Genomic DNA, 19,378 nt, shown 5'->3' with positions numbered 1-19,378 from the left:
AAAACTCATGATCACCTGTCTCATCCGTTATCAGATCGACCCGTTCAAGCAGGACGCCTTCGCAGAGTATGGCAAAGCCTGGGGCCAGGTCATCCCACGCAATGGCGCGGACCTGATCGGCTATTTCGCTCCGCATGAAGGCTCGCTGACGACGGCCTATGGCATCTACAACATCGAAAATCTCGCCGCCTACGAGGCTTATCGCAAGAGCCTAGCCGCCGATCCGCTAGCGCGGGCCAATCTCGATTTTGCCCGCCGCGAACGCTTCATCTTGCAGGAAGATCGCATTTTCCTGAAGAATGTCTCGCTGCCGCATGCTCCGAGGGTATCGCCGTGATCGCAGTTATTTTCGAAGTCATTCCCCATCCCGACGAACGCCAGCACTATCTCGATATTGCCGCAGGGCTGCGTTCGGAACTGGAAGCGATCGACGGTTTCGTCTCCATCGAACGTTTCGAAAGCCTGACCCAGCCGGGCAAGATCCTGTCGCTGTCCTTCTGGCGCGACGAGGCCGCCATTCGCCAATGGCGAAACCGCGAGGCCCATCGCGCCGCCCAGAAAGCGGGGCGCAAGACAGTCTTTGCCGACTATCGTTTGCGTGTCGCGCAGGTGCTTCGCGATTACGGGATGACGGAACGGGCCGAAGCGCCCGACGATAGCCACGCAGTACACGACATCTAGGGCTTTCAAAGCGATAGCGCCTTTCGATGAGGCCTGCATTCCCGGCGGTTTCGTTGGGAATGCAGAAAATATGACGCCGCTTTAGCCTTTGGTAACCAAGTTAGGTAACCATAACACTCAGTTAAGAGCACCGAGTAAGTGTAACAGCGAGTATCACATGGCGTCAGTTTTCCCGCTTGCCGACCTCAGGACTTCAGCCGTTCCGGGGTCCTGGATCGACACGATCATCAAGGGCGATTGCGTGGCCGCTCTTGAGGCACTGCCCAATCAATCCGTCGACGTCATCTTCGCCGACCCACCATACAATCTCCAGCTTGGCGGCACGCTGCATCGTCCGGACCAGTCGCTTGTCGATGCAGTCGATGACGAATGGGACCAGTTCGCCTCTTTCGAAGCCTACGACGCCTTCACCCGCGCCTGGCTGCTCGCCTGCCGCCGCGTGCTGAAGCCAACGGGCACGATCTGGGTCATCGGCTCCTATCACAACATCTTCCGCGTCGGCGCGACGCTGCAGGATCTGAACTTCTGGATCCTCAACGACATCGTCTGGCGCAAGACCAACCCGATGCCGAATTTCAAGGGCCGCCGCTTCCAGAACGCGCATGAGACGATGATCTGGGCGAGCCCGAACGCCAAGGCGAAGGGCTATACCTTCAACTATGATGCGATGAAGGCCGCCAACGACGATGTGCAGATGCGCTCCGATTGGCTGTTTCCGATCTGCAGCGGCAATGAGCGGCTGAAGGGCGACGACGGCAAGAAGGTGCATCCGACGCAGAAGCCGGAAGCGCTGCTGGCCCGTGTCATCATGGCCTCGTCTAAGCCTGGCGACATCATTCTCGATCCCTTCTTTGGATCGGGAACGACGGGCGCGGTTGCCAAGCGCCTCGGCCGCCACTTTGTCGGCATCGAGCGCGAGCAGGATTATATCGATGCGGCCAGCGCCCGCATTGCAGCCGTTGAACCGCTCGGCAAGGCAGAACTGACCGTCATGACCGGCAAGAAGGCGGAAGTGCGCGTTGCGTTCAACGTTCTGATCGAGAGCGGCCTCATCAAACCCGGTCAGGTGCTGACCGATGCAAAGCGCCGCTATAGTGCCATCGTGCGGGCTGATGGCACGGTCGCTTCCGGCGGCGAGGCCGGTTCCATTCATCGCCTTGGCGCGAAAGTTCAGGGCCTTGATGCATGCAATGGGTGGATGTTCTGGCATTTCGACGACGGCCGTTCCCTGCGTCCGATCGACGAACTCAGAGCCATCATCCGCAGCGATCTGGCCAAGGTTGAATAGCCTCAGCCATTTCCGGCAAACATATCCGCCTTCTTCCGCCGTGTACCTCCAGTCAGGGAAGAAGGTGAAATGCGCAGGGCCTTGCCGGACGATCTATCCGGCAAGGCCCTGCGCGTCTTTAGTTTCAGATTTTAGAAGTCCTGGTAATCCGTGACATCCACGCGCACGACGCGGCCGTCCTCGTTAAAGGTAATCGTTTCCTCGCCTTCGCGGATCAGCGGCTTGCCCGTCTTGCTATTGGTTGCGCGGACAGACCAAACGGCACGGCCGGACAGTGGGGTCAGCGTCTCCACCAGCGAGTTGGATGCGGTCTGATCCGGATAGGTGTCGAAATAGCCGCGGAAGGCTTCCATGATCGCCGCGCGGCCGGCAAGGCTGCCGACGCCGTTGGAGACATAGGTCGCATCCTCGGCGAAGAAATTTTCGATCGCCTCATAGTCGAGGCGGTTGATCGCGTCATGGAACAGCTCAATGCGTTCTGCGGGATCGAAGGTCATCGGCTTAAACCTTTATGCCATGGGCGGCGAGATCGCTGCGCAGCTTCTCGGCGCCGGTGAAGTGAACAGCATGCCAGCCGGCAGCGCGCGCGCCTTCGACGTTCGGATAGGAATCGTCGATGAAGATCGTCGAGGCCGGGTCAAGACCGAAGCTCTTGGCGTGGGTAGCATAAATCGCGACATCCGGCTTGATCAGGCCGATATCGCCCGAAACCGTCACGCCGCGCGGCTTCTTGAGGAAGGGATAGCGCTCCTGCGCCTCGCGAAAGGTATCGGAGGCAAAATTGGTCAGCATGGTGACGTCGCGGCCTTCCGCGATAAACTGTTCCAGAATGGCGACGCTGTCGTCATAGGCATGCGGAACCATCTCATGCCAATATTTACGGAAGCTGCGGATTTGCTCTTCCCGTTCGGGGTGATCGGCGATCAGCAACGCTTCGGCATCGCTCCAGGTGCGGCCGCGATCCTGCTCAAGGTTCCATTCATGAGTGCAGACATTAGCGAAAAACCATTCACGCTCGGCATCGTCCGGAATGATCCGGCTGTAGGGAAGGTTTGGATCATAGTGGAGGAGAACCTTGCCGATATCGAAAACGATGTGCCGTATTTCCGTCGTCATGAATGAATTCCTGATTTTTGGTCTAAACGCATTTTTGCGAACGCATTGGGAATAGCCTGAGCGATTGCTTTTTTCATGACTGTCGGGAGTGCCTGCTCTTCAAGATTTGTAACCGGCGCCCACCATCCGTCATGGTTGTCACTCTGCGTCACCGACTTGGCACGCCAAATCGACAATCTCAATTCGAAATGCGTGAAGACATGCGTCACCGTGCCTGCCGGCTGCCAGTCGGCAGGGAAGGGCGCGGCCTCGATGCCGGTCTCGCCGTCGATCCGCGCCGTCCAGCCGGTCGTCGGAACCTCGGTCATGCCGCCGAGCAACCCCCTTTCCACACGCCGCCGCAGGAAGATTTCCCCCTCATCATTGACGGCGACGAAGGCCGCGCCCTGGCGTACCGGCTTTTCCTTCTTGGCTGCCTTGACCGGGAAACGTTCGGGATCATGTGCAGCCAGCGCCTGACAGGCGCCGTTGAAGGGACAGAGCGAACAGACCGGACGCTTCGGCGTACAGATCGTCGCACCGAGATCCATCATCGCCTGGGCGAAATCGCCCGGCCGGTCGGCGGGCGTCAGTAAGGCCACTCTCTGCTTCATCAACGGCTTGGCGCCAGGCAACGGTGTCGAAATCGCATAGAGCCGGGAAATGACGCGCTCCACATTGCCGTCCATCACTGCCGCCTGGCGGTTGAACGCGATGGCAGCGACGGCGGCGGATGTATAATCGCCGATACCGGGAAGCGCTCGCAGACCCTCCTCGGTATCGGGAAAGCGGCCGTCATGCTTCGCTGCAACCGCCTCGGCGCATTTCTTCAGGTTGCGGGCGCGGGCATAATAGCCGAGCCCCGCCCAGGCCGCCATGACCTCTTCATTCGCAGCCGCGGCGAGATCGTTGACGGTTGGCCAGCGCTCCAGGAATTTCGCAAAATAGGATTTGACCGCCGGCACGGTCGTCTGCTGCAGCATCACTTCCGAGAGCCAGATGCGATAGGGATCGGGCTTCACGCCGCGCGCGGCCATCGGCGGCGAGACGCGCCAGGGCAGGTCGCGGTGGTGGCGGTCGTACCAGGCAAGCAGCGATGCGGCCGTGGGGAATTCTAAAGTCGTCGTCATGATTTGCCGCGTCGAGGGGAAGTGCTCTATACTTGGCCAAGCTGTGTCGGGCGATCAAGGTGCCGGACGCATAAAGCCTGTGTAGAGACCCAGTTGAAATGAGTTATCCCCGAAAAGGCGAAAAGCAGATTTCCGAGCTGACCAACGGCATTGTCGATCCCGTGCTGGCAAAGCGCGCAGGTATCAATACAACGCTGCTCGGCTGCTGGGACGAGATCGCCGGCGAGGACTTTGCCGATTGCACACGGCCGGAGAAGATCGCGTGGGCGAAGCGAAGCGGTCCCGGCATGGACGACCGCTATCAGCCTGGCGTGCTGACGATCGCCTGCGAGGGCGCCCGCGCGCTCTTCTTGACGCATGCCCAGGGCGAACTCATCCAGCGCATCAACAGCTTCTTCGGCTTCTATGCCGTCAACCAGATCCGCATCGTGCAGAAGCCGGTCTCGGTTGCCTCCAAACGCTCCCGCACGCCGCCGCCGCTGAAGGGCGAGGCGGCGCGCAAGCTGGCCGACATGATGAACGGCATCGAGGATGAGAAGATCAGGGCCGCCGTCCAGCGCCTGGGTACGGCCATGGCGTGGAAGCGGCGGTAGGAGATAATAGCACTGAATATCGAAACCGGATTGGATATCCGTTCCCGTTTGCTATATTTGTATAGCGAACGGAGTTAGATGTGATGCTGGCCTTAAGGCTTCCGCCGGAAATTGAAGCAAGACTCGATGAGCTCGCCAAGCGTACGGGGCGCAGCAAGAGCTTCTATGCGCGCGAAGCAATTCTCGAGCATCTCGATGATCTTGAGGATATCTATTTGGCGGAAAAGCGTCTCGAAGAGCTTCGCCGTGGTGAGAGTGACACCGTTTCGCTGGCCGAACTGATGGCGCGTTATGGCGTGGCGGATTGAATTTCAACGAGCCGCCGAGCGCGAACTAGACAAACTCGGACATGAGGTTTCCCGACGAATCTTGAAGTTTCTTTACGACCGTGTTGCCAAGCTGGATGATCCGCGTGCCATCGGAGAGGCGCTGAAGGGCTCGGAACTCGGCGATTTCTGGAAATACAGAGTAGGGGATTATCGTATTATCGCGCACATAGAAGATAGAGCCGTGCGGATACTGATCGTTCGAATCGGCAACAGACGTGAAGTCTATCGAAAATAATCCGACCATGCTGTATTCGATACAGCTAATTGTCTCGTTGCGATTCCGGCAGCAATTTTAGCTTTTTGTCTTTCCCCGGTCACAATTCTTTGAAGAAAGTTGGCCAACCGTGCCTTGTTAGCGGCAAGCTGCCGTTATATCGCATGAAACATTCGAAGACCTCTTTCAACGACGGGTGACTCTATGCCGATGTCCGACATGCTCTTGACCAAACGCCACCTGCTGGGCGGTTCTGCCGTTGCAGCCCTTTCCGTGGCGTTCTCTGCCGTTGCAGGCACCGCATCCGCCGCAACTGCAGAAGACGAAGTGCCGCCGTCGGACGGCAATGTCGACATGAATGAAGTGCTGAAGCCCGGCCCGCTGCCGGAGATCGCACTCGGCAAGGAAGATGCGCCGGTCAAGATCGTGGAATACATGTCGCTGACCTGCCCGCACTGCGCGCATTTTGCCGTCACGACCTTCGACACGATCAAGCAGAAATATGTCGATACCGGCAAGGTTCGCTTCATCATCCGCGAATTCCCCTTCGATCCGCGCGCTGCCGCAGCCTTCATGCTGGCCCGCTGCGCCCCGCAGGAACAGTACATGCCGATGGTCGAAATGCTCTTCAAGCAGCAGATCGCTTGGGCTTCTCCAGATGTCGACGGCCGTGCCGCATTGCTCCAAATGTCGAAACTCGCTGGTTTTACTGAGGATAGCTTCACGAAATGCTTGACGAACCAGAAGCTTCTGGATGATGTCAATTCCGTACGGGAACGCGCAGCCAAGGATTTCGGCGTCAATGCGACGCCGACCTTCCTGATCAATGGCAAGCGCTATGCAGGGGACATGTCTGTTGCTGCCATGTCGAAGCTTATCGACAGCCTGCTCTGATCCGCGCCTTTTTACATCACAGGCGGGCGGCCGAGATCGCACGCCTGTTTTCCATTACCTCCCTCTCGAGGGGGGAGGTCGCGTGGAACGCGCGGGTGGGGGTGATTTCCGGGGTGAACGCATGATTACCCCGCCCTGGATCTTGGGTCCGACTCTGCCCTTCAAGGGGAGGGTGGAGATCAGCCGATGAAATTCAACAGGCTGAGACTTGTCGGCTTCAAATCCTTCGTCGAACCGGCGGAATTCGTCATTGAGCGTGGCCTGACCGGTGTCGTCGGCCCGAATGGCTGTGGCAAGTCCAATCTTGTCGAAGCGCTGCGCTGGGTCATGGGCGAGAATTCCTACAAGAACATGCGCGCGTCCGGCATGGATGACGTGATCTTCTCCGGATCCGGCAATCGCCCGGCCCGTAACACCGCCGAAGTCGGCCTCTACCTCGACAATAGCGATCGCACCGCGCCCGCCGCCTTCAATGACAGCGACGAAATCCAGGTCACGCGCCGCATCGAGCGCGAGCAGGGCTCGGTCTATCGTATCAACGGCAAGGAAGCGCGCGCCAAGGATGTGCAGCTGCTGTTTGCCGATGCTTCCACCGGTGCCCGTTCGCCTTCCATGGTCGGGCAGGGGCGTATTGGCGAGCTGATCCAGGCGAAGCCCCAGGCGCGTCGCCAGTTGCTGGAAGAGGCAGCGGGCATTTCCGGCCTGCACTCGCGCCGCCATGAAGCTGAGCTGCGTCTGCGCGCCGCCGAAGGCAATCTCGAGCGGCTTGACGATGTGACCTCGCAGCTCGAAAGCCAGATCGAGAGCCTGAAGCGGCAGGCGCGGCAGGCCAATCGCTTCAAGATGCTCTCGGCCGATATCCGCGCCCGCGAGGCCATGCTGCTGCATATCCACTGGGTGCAGGCCAAGGAAGCCGAAGCCGACGCCGACAGCGCGCTCAACCAGGCAACAGTGCTCGTCGCCGAAAAGGCGCAAATCCAGATGGAAGCGGCAAAGGCACAGGGCATTGCCAGCTTCAAGCTGCCGGAACTGCGCGACGAAGAGGCGAAAGCCGCCGCCGCTTTGCAGCGTCTGCAGATCGCCCGCTCCCAGCTGGAGGAAGATGTCAACCGCATCCTCCGCCGGCGGGATGAATTGATTCGTCGGCTGGCACAGCTGGCGGAGGACATCAGCCGCGAGCAGCGGCTTGTCGCCGACAACGCTGCTATTTTGGCAAAACTCGACGCGGAAGAAGCCGATCTCGCCGATATTCTTGCCGATTCCGGCAGGCTTGCCGAAGAAACGCGCTTAGCCTTCGAGGAAGCGGCCACCAAGCTCGCCGACAGCGAGCGGATATTTACGACGCTGACCGCAGAACGTGCTGAAGCTGCCGCCGCTCGCAATCAGCTGGAGCGCGCCATCCGCGATCTGGCCGATCGCAAGATGCGGCTCGAGCGACAGGCCGATGAAGCGAACCGCGAGCTTGCCGCCATCGACGAAAAGATGGCCGATCTGCCCGACCCGAGTGAAAAGCGCGACATGGTCGAGGCGGCGGAAAACGTCGTTGCGGATGCGGAAAGCGAGATCCAGCGTGTCGAAGCCGTTCTTGCCAAGGCGCGTGAAACCGAGGCGCTGTCGCGGGGCCCCGTTGAGCAGGCGCGGGCGCGTCTGAATGCGCTGGAAACCGAGGCGCGGACCATTTCCAAGATGCTGGCGGCGGGCGATACGTCCGGTGCCTTTTCCCCTGTCGCCGAAGAGCTGCGTGTCGACCGTGGCTTCGAAACGGCGCTTGGCGCAGCCCTTGGCGATGATCTGGAATCCTCGCTCAGCTCCGAGGCACCCGTCTATTGGTCGGATAATGGCAGCGGTGCGAACGACCCGGCCTTGCCGGAAGGTGCCGCGCCGTTGATTACCCATGTCGGCGCGCCGGCGGCATTGACGCGGCGTCTGCGCCAGATCGGCATTGTCTCGGTGGAAGACGCGCTGCGGCTGATGCCCGAGCTGAAGCCGGGACAGCGGCTAGTGACCAGGGATGGCGCCGTGTTTCGCTGGGACGGTCACGTGACCGGAGCGGATGCGCCGAGTGCGGCTGCCCTGCGGCTTGCCCAGAAGAACCGTCTTTCTGAGTTGGAAGCCGAAGCGGAGCTTGCGCGCGATGTGCTAGCCGAGGCCGAGGAGCGCCTGTCAGCAGCCGCCGATGCGATCCGCGCAGAAGAAGGTCATCTCACGACTGCCCGTGACGCAAGCCGTCTTGCTGCCCGTCATCTGGCCGAGGCGCGCGAAGCGCTCGCTGCCGCAGAGCGCGCTTCCGGCGATCTCATCCGCCGCCGTGACGTCATCATTGAGGCCGTCAGCCGGCTGCAGGAGCAGCTGGAAGACGTTGTCATGCAGGATGAAAATGCCCGCATCGAGCTGGAAGACGCGCCGAATCTCGACGCCATCGATCTGAAGTTGCGCGACCAGCAGGCCGAAGTCGCAACGGATCGTGGCGTGCTGGCCGAAGCACGCGCCCGCCATGAGGGCTTGAACCGCGAAAACGAGGCGCGGCAAGGTCGTATCCTGGCGATCCAGCAGGAGCGCGACACCTGGCATCAGCGCGCCGCCAGCGCCGAGGAGCACATTCAGACGCTGCGCGACCGTGAAGAGGAAGCGCGCGAAGAGGCGGCTGAGCTCGATCTGGCACCCGATGAGTTCGATGACAAGCGCCGCGCCTTGATGAACGAGCTGCAGAAGGCCGAGGATGCCCGCCGGCAGGCCGCAGACCGTCTTGCCGAAGCTGAAGGCATCCAGCGCGAAGCCGATCGCCATGCGGCGACGGCACTCTCCGAGCTCGCCGAAAGCCGGGAAAAGCGCGGCCGCGTCGAGGAGCGGCTGGTGTCGGCGCGTGAGCGTCGGCAGGAAAGCGAATTGCGCATCCGCCAAGCCCTGAACGTCGAGCCGCATGAGGCGATGCGCCTGACCGGCCTTTCAGTATCGCAAAACGTGCCTGACCTCCGCGAAGTCGAGCGCGAGCTGGAGCGGCTGAAGATCGAGCGCGAGCGTCTCGGTGCCGTCAATCTGCGCGCCGAGGAAGAGAGCAAGGAGCTGACAGAGCGGCTGCAGGCGCTGATCAAGGAACGCGATGACGTCATCGACGCCATCCGGAAGCTGCGCGGCGCGATCCAGAGCCTCAACCGCGAGGGCCGCGAACGCCTGATTGTCGCCTTCGACATCGTCAATGCGCAGTTCCAGCGGCTGTTCACCCATCTTTTCGGCGGTGGCACGGCCGAACTGCAGCTCATCGAGTCGGATGATCCACTAGAGGCAGGCCTCGAAATTCTCGCCCGGCCGCCCGGTAAGAAGCCGCAGACCATGACGCTGCTTTCCGGCGGCGAGCAGGCACTGACGGCCATGGCGCTGATCTTTGCAGTGTTCCTCACCAATCCCGCGCCGATCTGCGTTCTGGACGAAGTGGATGCGCCGCTCGATGACCACAATGTCGAGCGCTACTGCAACCTTATGGACGAGATGGCGGCCTCTACTGAGACTCGCTTCGTGGTCATCACCCACAATCCCATCACCATGGCCCGCATGGATCGTCTCTTCGGCGTCACCATGGCGGAGCAGGGCGTCTCGCAGCTCGTCTCCGTCGACCTGCAGACTGCCGAACGGCTGCGCGAAATCGCTTGAGAGCGATGATAAAACTGTTCCCGTTTCGACAAGAAATTGCTCCGTCGTCTGCCGCACAGCCCTAAAGCGTGCTAGCGTCGTCTTTAAATCAACAACATGGGCGTTGATCCGCCCGGAAGGGAAGTATGTCTGACTCGACTGGCGGTATTTTCGATATCCTCGGAATACTTGCCGTATTGCTGCTCGTCGCCGCCAACGGCTTTTTCGTTGCGGCGGAGTTTTCTCTGGTGTCCGTCCGTCGCAGCCGCGTGACGGAGCTCGTTGCCGAAGGGCGCATGAACGCCAAGGCGCTGCAGAAGGCGGTCGATAATCTCGATGCCAATCTCGCCGCCACGCAGCTCGGCATCACCATTTCCTCGCTTGCCCTCGGTTGGGTCGGCGAACCCGCTCTTGCTCATCTGCTCGAGCCGCTGCTCGATTTTCTGCCCGGAACATGGGCTGCGGCTGGGTCGCATGCGATCGCCGTCGCCATTTCCTTCATCATCATCACGGCGCTTCATATCGTCCTTGGCGAGCTTGCGCCGAAGAGCCTGGCGTTGCAGCGCAGCGAAGGTACTGCGCTTGGCGTCGTGCGTCCGCTCGGCCTGTTCCTCTTCTTGCTGCGTCCGGCCATTACCGTGCTGAACGGCCTCGGCAATCTCGTGCTCCGCCTTTTCGGCCTGCGTCCCGGTGCCGGCGAGGGCTCGCTGCATTCGCCGGCCGAGATCAAGCTCCTGATCGCCGAAAGCCAGGAGGCTGGTCTGTTGGAACAGGCGCAGCAGGATCTGGTCGAACGCGTCTTCAATATCGGCGACCGCGACGTCTCCGACATCATGACGCCGCGGCTCGAGGTCGAATGGATCGATGCCGAAGACCCACCGGAGGAAATGCAGAAAACCATCCGCGAAAGTCGGTTTGAGCAGCTTCTCGTCGGCCGCGGATCGATCGACGAGCCGATCGGCATGATCCTGAAGAAGGATTTGCTTGACCAGCTTCTGAACGGCGAGCCGCTGAACCCCATGGCCGTCATCCGCCAGCCGCTGGTCGTTCATGAATCCACGGCCGTCTTCAAGGTGCTTGAAAACTTCAAACGTGCGCCAGTCCGCCTCGCCATGGTCATCGACGAATACGGCAGTCTGGAAGGAATCGTCACTCAGACGGACCTTCTGGAAGCGATCGCCGGCGATCTGCCCGATCTGGAAAACGACACGCCCGATGTCGTCGAGCGGGCCGACGGATCCTTGCTGATGGAAGGCATGATGCCTGTCTATGATGCCTTCGCGCGGCTGGGACTGCGTTTCAGCGAGGAGGAGGTCAATTTCCATACTCTCGCGGGCTTTGCGCTCTACCAACTCGGCCATCTGCCCGAAGTGGGCGAAAGTTTCTCCTTCGGCGACTGGCATTTCGAGATTGTCGATCTCGACGGCATGCGCATCGACAAGATTCTCGCCAAGCGCGAGCCGCAACCTTAGCCGTCAAGTCGCTCTGGATGGACCCGAAGGCTCCCGATTCCGATCAACCGATTGAAATCGGGAGCCGCCGGGTCATATTTATTGTGCACTGCAACATTTTGCCATATTTGTCGATTTTCATTTGTGCTGCAGTGAATTAAGTTCAACCGGAGGAGTTGGACGGAGACGATGACGAATTGGGTCTACACATTCGGCGACGGTAAGGCCGAGGGGGGCGCCGGCGATTTTGAACGGCTCGGCGGCAAGGGCGCAAATCTTGCTGAAATGTGCAATCTCGGCCTGCCGGTTCCACCGGGACTGACGATCGTCAGCGATGTCTGCAGCTTCTATTACAAGAACGGCCGTAAAATCCCTGAAGAGCTGAAGCCGCAGGTCATGCGAGGTCTGCAGCGAATGGAGGCCATCACCGGGCGCAAGTTCGGCGATACGGAACGGCCGCTGCTGGTATCCGTGCGCTCCGGCGGCCGCGCCTCTATGCCGGGCATGATGGATACGGTTCTCAATCTCGGGCTCAATGACGCTACAGTGCAGGCGCTCGGCCACGATGCCGGCGATGCCCGTTTTGCGTGGGACAGCTATCGCCGGTTCATCCAGATGTATGCCGATGTCGTCATGGGTCTCGATAACGAGGTCTTCGAGGAGATCCTGGAGGATGAGAAGGCCCGGTTCGGCCACGAGTTCGATACCGATCTGACCGCCGTCGAATGGCAGCATGTCGTCTCGATCTATAAGGCAGTCATCGAGGAAGAATTGGGCGAGGCCTTCCCACAGGAGCCGGAAGTTCAGCTCTGGGGCGCCGTCGGTGCCGTTTTTGCCAGCTGGATGAATGCGCGCGCCGTCACCTATCGCAATCTGCATAATATTCCAGAGGCCTGGGGCACCGCCGTCAATATCCAGGCGATGGTGTTCGGCAATCTCGGCAATTCGTCCGCGACAGGCGTCGCCTTCACGCGAAATCCGTCGACGGGCGATAAGGAGCTTTACGGCGAATTCCTCGTCAATGCGCAGGGTGAGGATGTCGTTGCCGGCATCCGCACCCCACAAAGCATCACGGAAGTCGCCCGGATCGCGTCGGGCTATGACAAGCCGTCGATGGAAAAGCTGATGCCGGAAGCCTTTGCCGAGTTCCGCAGCATTTGCGCACAGCTGGAAGCGCATTACCGCGACGTGCAGGACCTGGAGTTCACCATCGAGCGCGGCAAGCTTTGGATGCTGCAGACCCGCAATGCCAAGCGAACCACCAAGGCGGCGATGAAGATCGCCGTCGACATGGTCGATGAGGGATTGATTACCGAAGACGAAGCTGTTTCCCGCATCGATCCGACGTCGCTGGACCAGCTTCTGCATCCGACGATCGACCCGCGTGTCCACCGCGAGGTCATCGGCTCCGGTCTGCCCGCATCTCCGGGGGCTGCCACGGGCGAAATCGTCTTCACCGCGGAAGAGGCGATTATTGCCGAGGAAGAAGGCCGCAAAGCCATTCTCGTACGGATCGAGACGAGCCCCGAAGATATTCACGGCATGCATGCCGCCGAGGCGATCCTGACCACGCGCGGCGGCATGACCAGTCACGCGGCCGTCGTTGCCCGAGGCATGGGCATTCCTTGCGTCGTCGGCGCCGGAACCATGCGCATCGACATGCGTAATGAGAAGCTGATCGGCATTGGCGTCACCTTGAAGAGGGGCGATATCGTCACGATAGACGGCTCTACCGGCCAGGTCCTGAAGGGCGAAGTGCCGATGATACAGCCGGAATTGTCAGGTGATTTCGGGCGCATCATGGCCTGGGCGGACCGCTCGCGCCGCATGACGGTGCGCACCAACGCCGACACACCTGCCGATGCGCGCGCGGCCCGTTCCTTCGGCGCCGAAGGCATCGGCCTTTGCCGCACTGAGCATATGTTCTTCGAAGGCGACCGTATTCATGTGATGCGCGAGATGATCCTTGCGGAGGACGAAACGGGGCGCCGTGCCGCCCTTGCCAAGCTCATGCCCATGCAGCGGCTTGATTTCACCGGCCTTTTCACCATCATGCATGGCCTGCCGGTGACGATCCGCCTGCTTGATCCGCCACTGCACGAATTCCTGCCGAAAACGGATGAGGAGATTGCCGAGGTTGCCGGCATCATGAGCATGGAGCCGGCCGCGCTACGCCAGCGGGTGGATGCGTTGCACGAGTTCAATCCCATGCTTGGCCATCGCGGTTGTCGCCTGGCGATTTCCTATCCGGAGATCGTCGAAATGCAGGCCCGCGCCATCTTCGAGGCGGCGGTCCTCGCTGCACGCGAGACGGGGGCTGCCGTTGTGCCCGAAATCATGGTGCCGCTCGTCGGTCTGCGCTCGGAGCTCGATTACGTCAAGGCCCGCATCGATGAGGTGGCGCGCGCCGTGATGACCGAAGCGAAAATGAAGATCGACTATCTCGTCGGCACGATGATCGAGCTACCGCGCGCGGCCTTGCGTGCCCATATCATCGCGGAGGCTGCCGAATTTTTCTCCTTCGGTACGAACGATCTGACGCAGACGACATTCGGCATGTCACGCGATGACGCTGCCGCCTTCATCCCGACCTATCAGCGCAAGGGCATTATCGAGCATGACCCCTTCATATCGCTCGATTTCGACGGGGTCGGCGAACTCATCCGCATCGCGTCGGAGCGCGGCCGCCGCACGCGCAACGACATGAAGCTCGGCATCTGCGGCGAGCATGGCGGCGATCCCGCGTCTATCCATTTCTGCGAGGATATCGGATTGGATTACGTATCCTGTTCGCCGTTCCGCGTGCCGATCGCGCGGCTTGCGGCGGCGCAAGCAGCGATCAAGGGGCGAGCCTGATTCTCTAATTCTGAAATATGCAGGTCAGTGGCGCCAGTAGCCGCGATGGTAGTAATATCCCGGACCGCCGACGACAATGGTCGGACCCCAGAAGAAGTCGTCATTGCTTTCCATGAAAGCCCGCTGATCCGCGCGCCGGCTAAGATCCTGATTCATCAGGCAATTGGCAAAGTTCTGGGTGCCTGGCTTAAAGCCATAGCCGCTGCATCTTGACGCATCGGCCGCCCGGATTTCTTCGGCCGTCTGGCAGGAGGAGAGTGCAAGCATAATGGCGAGAAGAGATAGTGCGGAAGCTGCGATACGCATGACATGTTATCCTGAATGCGGATTTACAGGCACAGACTATAGCGTCGCGCGTGGTGGCGCGAAAGACGTATTACCACCGCAGCCAGGTTGCTTAGGCCGCTTCCTTCGGCTTTGTCGGCATCCGCTGCAAGAGATCGACAAAGGCATCGGCGAAGCGCAGCAGGTGCGCGGTGTCTTCATCCGGCTGCAGCAGGCGGATTTCCGCACCGTCTTCGTCCAGAGCGGCAAAGAGGGTGCGCATCGTTGCATTCCCTTCGGGAATTCGCAGCACCGCCAATCTGCGGCAATCGGGTATCAGCCCTTCAGCCGGCAGATCAAACAGGAAGTCGCCCTGCACTGCCGAAGCGGCCTTGCGCACGGCTTCGCAGAAACCAGGTTCGCCACCGGAAAAACCCTCAAGCGAAAGCTCCAGTTCAAGCAGCTCCAGCGGTAGGAACGGGTCGATCGTATCGGTTCCGGCAATCGCCGCTCCCGGCATTGATTTGGCAGTGACGTCTTGAGAAAGCATCGGTTCCATCTCATCAAGTCCTTTCACAGCCTCGATAAAACGCTAAAGAATGGCCTTTTTTAGGAATTTAAGCAAGTGCTCACGTTTTTGGTCTAGGCGTTACTGGTTTGAGCTTGGACAAAACATTGGACACCGATGCCGTGACATTCGATTTATTTTCGGCATTTCTTGATCTAAACATAAGTCGCTTTCTGGGATTCGGTGCATCCGGCTTCCGATCCGACGCGCCGACGAGCCTTTGATGACCATTCGTTTCGACCGTCCTGTTTCACATGCCGCCCGCGCCGCGCGTTTGATCGCTTCGTTTGCATTGGTTCTCTGCGGAGTGACGCTGATCGGCCACCGCTTCGGGCCGCTGGAAACGCCTTACTTCGTTCTGCTGCTCCTGATTTCTGCTGGCTGCGCCATCCTGGCGGTGCTGCTCGCGCTGGTCGGTCTTGCTCAGCTCTGGCAGAGTGCCGCCATCGGTGGTGTCTCCGCCGTCAAGGCGCTCGTCTATGCCGCCCTGCCGCTGGCGATTTTCGGTTTCGGTGCCGAGCGCTACTGGACCCGGCCGCATATCTACGAGATTTCGACCGATCTCAACGATCCGCCGGAATGGCTGGCGACGCCGGATGCGCGGCAGTTGTGGCTGCCGCCGCGCCATCTGGTGACGCAGCAGGAACGCGAGGCGCAGTTCGATGCCTATCCCGCTTTGATCAGCCGCCGCTACGAGGGCGCTGCCGACCGTGTGTTGGAGGCGGTGCGCAAGGTTGCGCATGATTATCACATCACCATCGTCAAGGCCGAAGGCGCCGATGTGGCCGATCCGAATGGCAATGTGAGGCCGAAGCGGCGTGGACGCCCGCAGACCGTCAATCCAGCCCAGGATGACAGCGCCGCCGGCGATGTGCCCGCCATCATTCCCGTGCCGACCCCGCGTCCCTTCCGTGATGGAGTGGCGGAACTCATCCGTCAGAATACCGACGTCATCCTGCAGGGCGAAACGCGAACCCGCATCTTCGGCCTGCCGTGCGATATATTGATCCGCATTCGCGAGGAGGCGGAAACGACGCTCGTCGATATTCGCGTCGCTTCCCGCTACGGCCAGGATGATCTCGGCGCCAGCGCCGATCTGGCCGATGACTATCTCAAGGCACTGGATGCGGAATTGCTCGGCATCGCCGGAAGCTGAGCAGGCTCAAGCCGGGCGATAAGCGCCCAAAAGCGCCGGCGGCCCATCGGTTTCCACCTGACCCTTCTCCACCAGCTCTTCCAGATGCGCCAGCACGGAAAGGGCTGCTGCGCCATGCAAGCGTGGGTCCGTATCGCGATAAATGGCTTTCACCATGTCCGGGATCAGCCGGTCGCCGGCTTTGATGCGCTCCAGTACAGCGCGCTCGCGCATACGCCGGTGGGTCCGTAATCCTCGCATGAAGGAGGCAGGCTCCTTCACCGGCCCACCATGTCCAGGCAGGAACAGCCGGTCCTCCCGGGCGAGAAGCCGCTCCAGCGAAGCCATGTAATCCGCCATGGAGCCGTCAGGCGGTGCGACGATCGAGGTTGCCCAGGCCATGACATGATCGGCGGAAAAGACGATGCCCGTGCCCTCGAGCGCGAAGCAAGCGTGGTTGGCCGTATGGCCGGGCGTCAGCAGCGCCGTCATCGTCCAACCGTCTCCAGAGACGTTTTGACCATCGGCGAGCACGATATCCGGTTGAAACTCCATGTCGGAGCTTTCGGCAAAGGGATTGACTTCGCCCTGATGGAGCGGGCGCGCGGCCCGATGCGGCCCTTCGCCGACGGTCAGCGCCCCCGTCGCCTCCTTCAGCCTTTTCGCCAGCGGCGAGTGATCGCGGTGGGTATGGCTGACGAAGATATGCGTGACCTCGCGCCCTTTCACTGCGGCCATCAGGGCGGCGAAATGCTCTTCATTCTCCGGGCCGGGATCGATGACGGCGACGGAAGAGCCGCCGACGATGTAGCTGTTGGTGCCGTGGAATGTGAAGGCGCTGGGATTGTTGACCGTCATCCGCTCGATGCCAGGCACGACGGGGATGGCGCGGCCATAGGCGGGTTCGAAGGCGAGGTCGAAGTCAGGCGCGCTCATGATTGCTTGTATTCGATTTCGATGAACGACATCGGCTCGGAGCCGGCATTGACGACATTGTGCTCCACGCCCGCCTCCCGCCGGTAGGCAGAGCCCTTGGCGATATCGACACGCCTGATACCGCCGGGCTCCTCCAGCAGAAACTGGCAATCCGTCATCGGCACCACGACATAGCCAAGGCCATGAACATGATGCCCGGTATCAGCACCCGGCTCGAAATCCCAGCGCGTAATGCGGCAGACAGCGTCGTCGAGAAGCACGGTAGGCATGGCCGGAGGGCGGGCGCGAAACTGGCTCATCGGACCTCTTCACTTCAAATGCGGTGCAGCAAGACCTATCATAGCCGCGCAGAAAGCACACAGAAATATGCATCCGCACATCACTTAGTCATTGTAGCGCGATGCGACCTTTGCTAATCAGACGCCGATTTGGCTGGCATGACAGCTATTTCTCTGTTGGGGCGTCGCCAAGCGGTAAGGCACCGGTTTTTGGTACCGGCATTCCCAGGTTCGAATCCTGGCGCCCCAGCCACACTCCACTATCGACAAAGTAATGATTAGTTGATCTTCTTCTTCGGCTTGACGACCGTGGGCTCAACAGGTGTCGATCCTGCCCATGCAAGCTTGTTCATGAATGCGCTGCAAGCCTGCATGTCGCCAACCAAGATCGATGCGCCTACGAAGTTTCCGTTCACCCGGTCGCGAGCCTTCTTAACGTCCGCGTCCGTCGCGCCGAGTGCTTTCGCCTGGGCAAGGTTTTTCTCGGCATCGGCGCGCATTTGTACAACCGAGCTGTATCCACCGTAAGCCGGACAGTTCGTGGCAATCGTTTCCGCGCCCGCATAGCGGTTTAGGTAAGTTTCCATCGGCGATCCGGGGGTGGTTGCACAGCTTGCGAGCGCAGATATTCCGGCCAATGCCGCAAGAGATTTCAACTTCATATTAGCACCAATAAAAGTAAATTAACGTTGAAGTTGCAATCAACGATATAACTTTTAAGATGTCTATAGTGAAATAACGAAGGGTGAAGAGAAATCCCTAGGTGGGTGACTTGCACACAAAAACAGGCAGCCCTCGCAGGCCGCCCGCTGATATTGTTCGGGAGGAAGTTTTGCCTCAGTCCGCTTGTTCGGCTTTTGCAGTCTTTTCCGGCGGAGCCAGAAGCTCGGCGCAGTAGGAGGGGCCGCTGACGCCGGGCTGGTCGCCGAGGATTTTGACCGAGCGGATTTCGTAGCTCTGGTTGGTAACGATGTCGGCCTTGCAGCTGAGGGAGCGCTTGCCGGCTTTCTTGCCGTCCTTGTTGACGATGGTGACGTTCTTGTAGCCGCCACGCCAGGTGTAGACGCGATTACCGCCTTCATCGCGATCTGAGATCGGCGGGCCGTAAGCCGCGAAGAAGCGACCTGCAGACTGGCCCTGCCAGCGATCCTGAACGGGGTTCTTCGCAAGCAGCGGCAGGGCTGCTGTCGTTGTTGTCGTCGTGGTGCTGCAACCGGCCAGCGCCAGCAACAGTCCAGCCGCGGTCATCATGCGGATATTCATCGTGTCGTCCTTGAGCTTCTGTCACGCATAAGGTTGCGGAAAGGCCGCTGTCCCACGACATTTCCACCTGTCCCGCTTAGGGCTTTAGCGCCAAAGCCGGCAAAAGAAAATTCCCATCAGCGTGTACAAACGGGATTTTACTTGATCTGTTGCGTCTTTTGCACGCCGGCATTTTCGGCCGCTGTTTCCTGCCGGTTTTCTAGGCAGATGCAGTTGTAATTTTTTCGTCAAAAATCAGATGCTTTTTTTGAATTTGGTGCTTGTGCATCAAAAATGGCTGGTCTATAGAAGCGCCGCTGGTCACGGAGTGTAGCGCAGTCTGGTAGCGCACCACGTTCGGGACGTGGGGGTCGAGTGTTCGAATCACTCCACTCCGACCAGCTTAAGACACTGATCTTGTTCCCGAAAAAATCTCCCATTTAAGAGTGCTGTCTGCTCGCCTTGCAAGGCCGGGCGGGGTTTCGCCAATGCCTGATGGCGGCGTTTCGATCAGGCCGTCTCGCTCCTTGAGGACGGGCGTATGAGGCTTTGCCGCAATCCTTCTGGTGCCTGTCGCCTATTCCCCCTTTCATAAGCTCACATCCAAACCGTGCCTCGGGTACGCTTTTACAAAACCGGCTCTTTTTGTCGCCCGAAGCACCATATACAAGGAAGAGGGACGTGCATCCGACTCAGGCGAGAGTTCGGCTGGCAGGTGCTGGAGCGGAGTAACGGAATGAGTCTTGTTGACGGGGTGGCCAGATTGGCTGGGGAGACGATCATGGGGCGACGGCAGA

Annotated in this window: 20 protein-coding genes and 2 tRNA genes; 13 read left to right on the top strand and 9 right to left on the bottom strand. The window is 60.1% G+C overall.

What is annotated here, in order from left to right:
- The first annotated feature begins 7 nt into the window (after positions 1–7).
- The 3 genes from JJQ51_RS05385 (at position 8) to JJQ51_RS05375 (ending at position 1,969) form a co-directional block, all read left to right on the top strand.
- Positions 8–337 carry an NIPSNAP family protein gene (locus JJQ51_RS05385; protein WP_269244403.1) on the top strand — a complete coding sequence of 110 codons (330 nt, stop codon included), beginning with the start codon at positions 8–10 and terminating at the stop codon, positions 335–337.
- Positions 334–681, top strand: a complete 348-nt coding sequence (locus JJQ51_RS05380) for an antibiotic biosynthesis monooxygenase family protein (RefSeq protein WP_269244402.1) — start codon at positions 334–336, stop codon at positions 679–681. The genes JJQ51_RS05385 and JJQ51_RS05380 overlap by 4 nt, the downstream gene beginning before the upstream one ends.
- 157 nt (positions 682–838) lie before the next feature.
- On the top strand, positions 839–1,969 hold the full coding sequence (locus tag JJQ51_RS05375) for a site-specific DNA-methyltransferase (protein WP_095434181.1): 1,131 nt from the start codon (positions 839–841) through the stop codon (positions 1,967–1,969).
- A 131-nt stretch (positions 1,970–2,100) separates the two neighbouring features.
- Here JJQ51_RS05375 and JJQ51_RS05370 read toward each other — a convergent pair whose 3' ends face one another.
- Genes JJQ51_RS05370 through mutY form a run of 3 tightly spaced genes read right to left on the bottom strand, consistent with a single transcriptional unit; the run spans position 2,101 to position 4,197 of the window.
- Positions 2,101–2,466, bottom strand: a complete 366-nt coding sequence (locus tag JJQ51_RS05370) for a nuclear transport factor 2 family protein (RefSeq protein WP_113331945.1) — start codon at positions 2,464–2,466, stop codon at positions 2,101–2,103.
- Positions 2,467–2,470: 4 nt separating this feature from the next.
- Positions 2,471–3,085, bottom strand: coding sequence for an HAD family hydrolase (locus JJQ51_RS05365; RefSeq protein WP_113331944.1), 615 nt, complete (start codon positions 3,083–3,085; stop codon positions 2,471–2,473).
- Complete coding sequence (gene mutY / locus JJQ51_RS05360) at positions 3,082–4,197, bottom strand: A/G-specific adenine glycosylase (protein ID WP_173004620.1); 1,116 nt, start codon at positions 4,195–4,197, stop codon at positions 3,082–3,084. Before mutY ends, JJQ51_RS05365 begins: the two co-directional genes overlap by 4 nt.
- A 95-nt stretch (positions 4,198–4,292) precedes the next feature.
- Here mutY and JJQ51_RS05355 point away from each other — a divergent pair, with 95 nt between their 5' ends.
- From JJQ51_RS05355 to ppdK, 7 genes are all read left to right on the top strand, one after another.
- Positions 4,293–4,787 (top strand): DUF721 domain-containing protein, encoded by a 495-nt coding sequence (locus JJQ51_RS05355; RefSeq protein ID WP_113353934.1) that lies wholly within the window; start codon positions 4,293–4,295, stop codon positions 4,785–4,787.
- Between the two features lie 83 nt (positions 4,788–4,870).
- Positions 4,871–5,095: a type II toxin-antitoxin system RelB family antitoxin gene (gene relB, locus JJQ51_RS05350; protein ID WP_069613789.1), complete on the top strand. Its 225-nt coding sequence runs from the start codon at positions 4,871–4,873 to the stop codon at positions 5,093–5,095.
- A complete protein-coding gene (locus JJQ51_RS05345; RefSeq protein ID WP_112724546.1) occupies positions 5,079–5,351 on the top strand; it encodes a type II toxin-antitoxin system RelE family toxin in 273 nt (90 codons plus the stop codon). Before relB ends, JJQ51_RS05345 begins: the two co-directional genes overlap by 17 nt.
- 183 nt (positions 5,352–5,534) lie before the next feature.
- Complete coding sequence (locus tag JJQ51_RS05340) at positions 5,535–6,224, top strand: DsbA family protein (RefSeq protein WP_069613791.1); 690 nt, start codon at positions 5,535–5,537, stop codon at positions 6,222–6,224.
- Positions 6,225–6,410: 186 nt separating this feature from the next.
- Positions 6,411–9,872, top strand: coding sequence for a chromosome segregation protein SMC (gene smc / locus JJQ51_RS05335; RefSeq protein WP_113353935.1), 3,462 nt, complete (start codon positions 6,411–6,413; stop codon positions 9,870–9,872).
- Between the two features lie 125 nt (positions 9,873–9,997).
- Positions 9,998–11,323 (top strand): hemolysin family protein, encoded by a 1,326-nt coding sequence (locus JJQ51_RS05330; RefSeq protein WP_113353936.1) that lies wholly within the window; start codon positions 9,998–10,000, stop codon positions 11,321–11,323.
- Between the two features lie 168 nt (positions 11,324–11,491).
- A complete protein-coding gene (ppdK, locus tag JJQ51_RS05325) occupies positions 11,492–14,158 on the top strand; it encodes a pyruvate, phosphate dikinase (RefSeq protein ID WP_113353937.1) in 2,667 nt (888 codons plus the stop codon).
- A 24-nt stretch (positions 14,159–14,182) separates the two neighbouring features.
- On the opposite strand, the gene JJQ51_RS05320 is transcribed toward ppdK, so the two are convergent.
- Together JJQ51_RS05320 and JJQ51_RS05315 are read right to left on the bottom strand one after the other, a co-directional pair.
- Entirely contained in the window at positions 14,183–14,464 is a 282-nt protein-coding gene (locus JJQ51_RS05320; protein ID WP_113353938.1) for a hypothetical protein, read from the bottom strand.
- Between the two features lie 91 nt (positions 14,465–14,555).
- Positions 14,556–14,972 (bottom strand): hypothetical protein, encoded by a 417-nt coding sequence (locus JJQ51_RS05315; protein WP_113354080.1) that lies wholly within the window; start codon positions 14,970–14,972, stop codon positions 14,556–14,558.
- A gap of 241 nt (positions 14,973–15,213) precedes the next feature.
- Between JJQ51_RS05315 and JJQ51_RS05310 the strand changes: the two genes are divergently transcribed.
- Entirely contained in the window at positions 15,214–16,146 is a 933-nt protein-coding gene (locus JJQ51_RS05310) for a DUF1499 domain-containing protein (protein WP_113353939.1), read from the top strand.
- A gap of 6 nt (positions 16,147–16,152) precedes the next feature.
- Here the strand turns inward: JJQ51_RS05310 and JJQ51_RS05305 are convergent, their stop codons facing one another.
- Positions 16,153–17,061 carry an MBL fold metallo-hydrolase gene (locus tag JJQ51_RS05305; protein ID WP_113353940.1) on the bottom strand — a complete coding sequence of 303 codons (909 nt, stop codon included), beginning with the start codon at positions 17,059–17,061 and terminating at the stop codon, positions 16,153–16,155.
- Positions 17,058–17,360, bottom strand: a complete 303-nt coding sequence (locus JJQ51_RS05300; protein ID WP_113353941.1) for a cupin domain-containing protein — start codon at positions 17,358–17,360, stop codon at positions 17,058–17,060. The genes JJQ51_RS05305 and JJQ51_RS05300 overlap by 4 nt, the downstream gene beginning before the upstream one ends.
- Before the next feature lie 157 nt (positions 17,361–17,517).
- On the opposite strand from JJQ51_RS05300, the gene JJQ51_RS05295 reads away from it, so the two are divergent.
- A tRNA-Gln gene (locus tag JJQ51_RS05295) sits at positions 17,518–17,592 on the top strand.
- A gap of 25 nt (positions 17,593–17,617) precedes the next feature.
- Here JJQ51_RS05295 and JJQ51_RS05290 read toward each other — a convergent pair.
- Together JJQ51_RS05290 and JJQ51_RS05285 are read right to left on the bottom strand one after the other, a co-directional pair.
- Positions 17,618–18,001 (bottom strand): hypothetical protein, encoded by a 384-nt coding sequence (locus JJQ51_RS05290; protein ID WP_113353942.1) that lies wholly within the window; start codon positions 17,999–18,001, stop codon positions 17,618–17,620.
- A 175-nt stretch (positions 18,002–18,176) separates the two neighbouring features.
- A complete protein-coding gene (locus JJQ51_RS05285) occupies positions 18,177–18,602 on the bottom strand; it encodes a hypothetical protein (RefSeq protein ID WP_113331932.1) in 426 nt (141 codons plus the stop codon).
- A 303-nt stretch (positions 18,603–18,905) separates the two neighbouring features.
- Here JJQ51_RS05285 and JJQ51_RS05280 point away from each other — a divergent pair.
- Positions 18,906–18,982 (top strand) — tRNA-Pro (locus tag JJQ51_RS05280).
- The last annotated feature ends 396 nt before the right edge of the window (positions 18,983–19,378 follow it).

This window comes from Rhizobium sp. AG207R (genome assembly GCF_027109195.1).
Taxonomy (GTDB): domain Bacteria; phylum Pseudomonadota; class Alphaproteobacteria; order Rhizobiales; family Rhizobiaceae; genus Rhizobium; species Rhizobium dioscoreae.
Note: the sequence above shows the minus strand (reverse complement) of the source record. Positions and strands in the feature narration are given on the sequence as shown.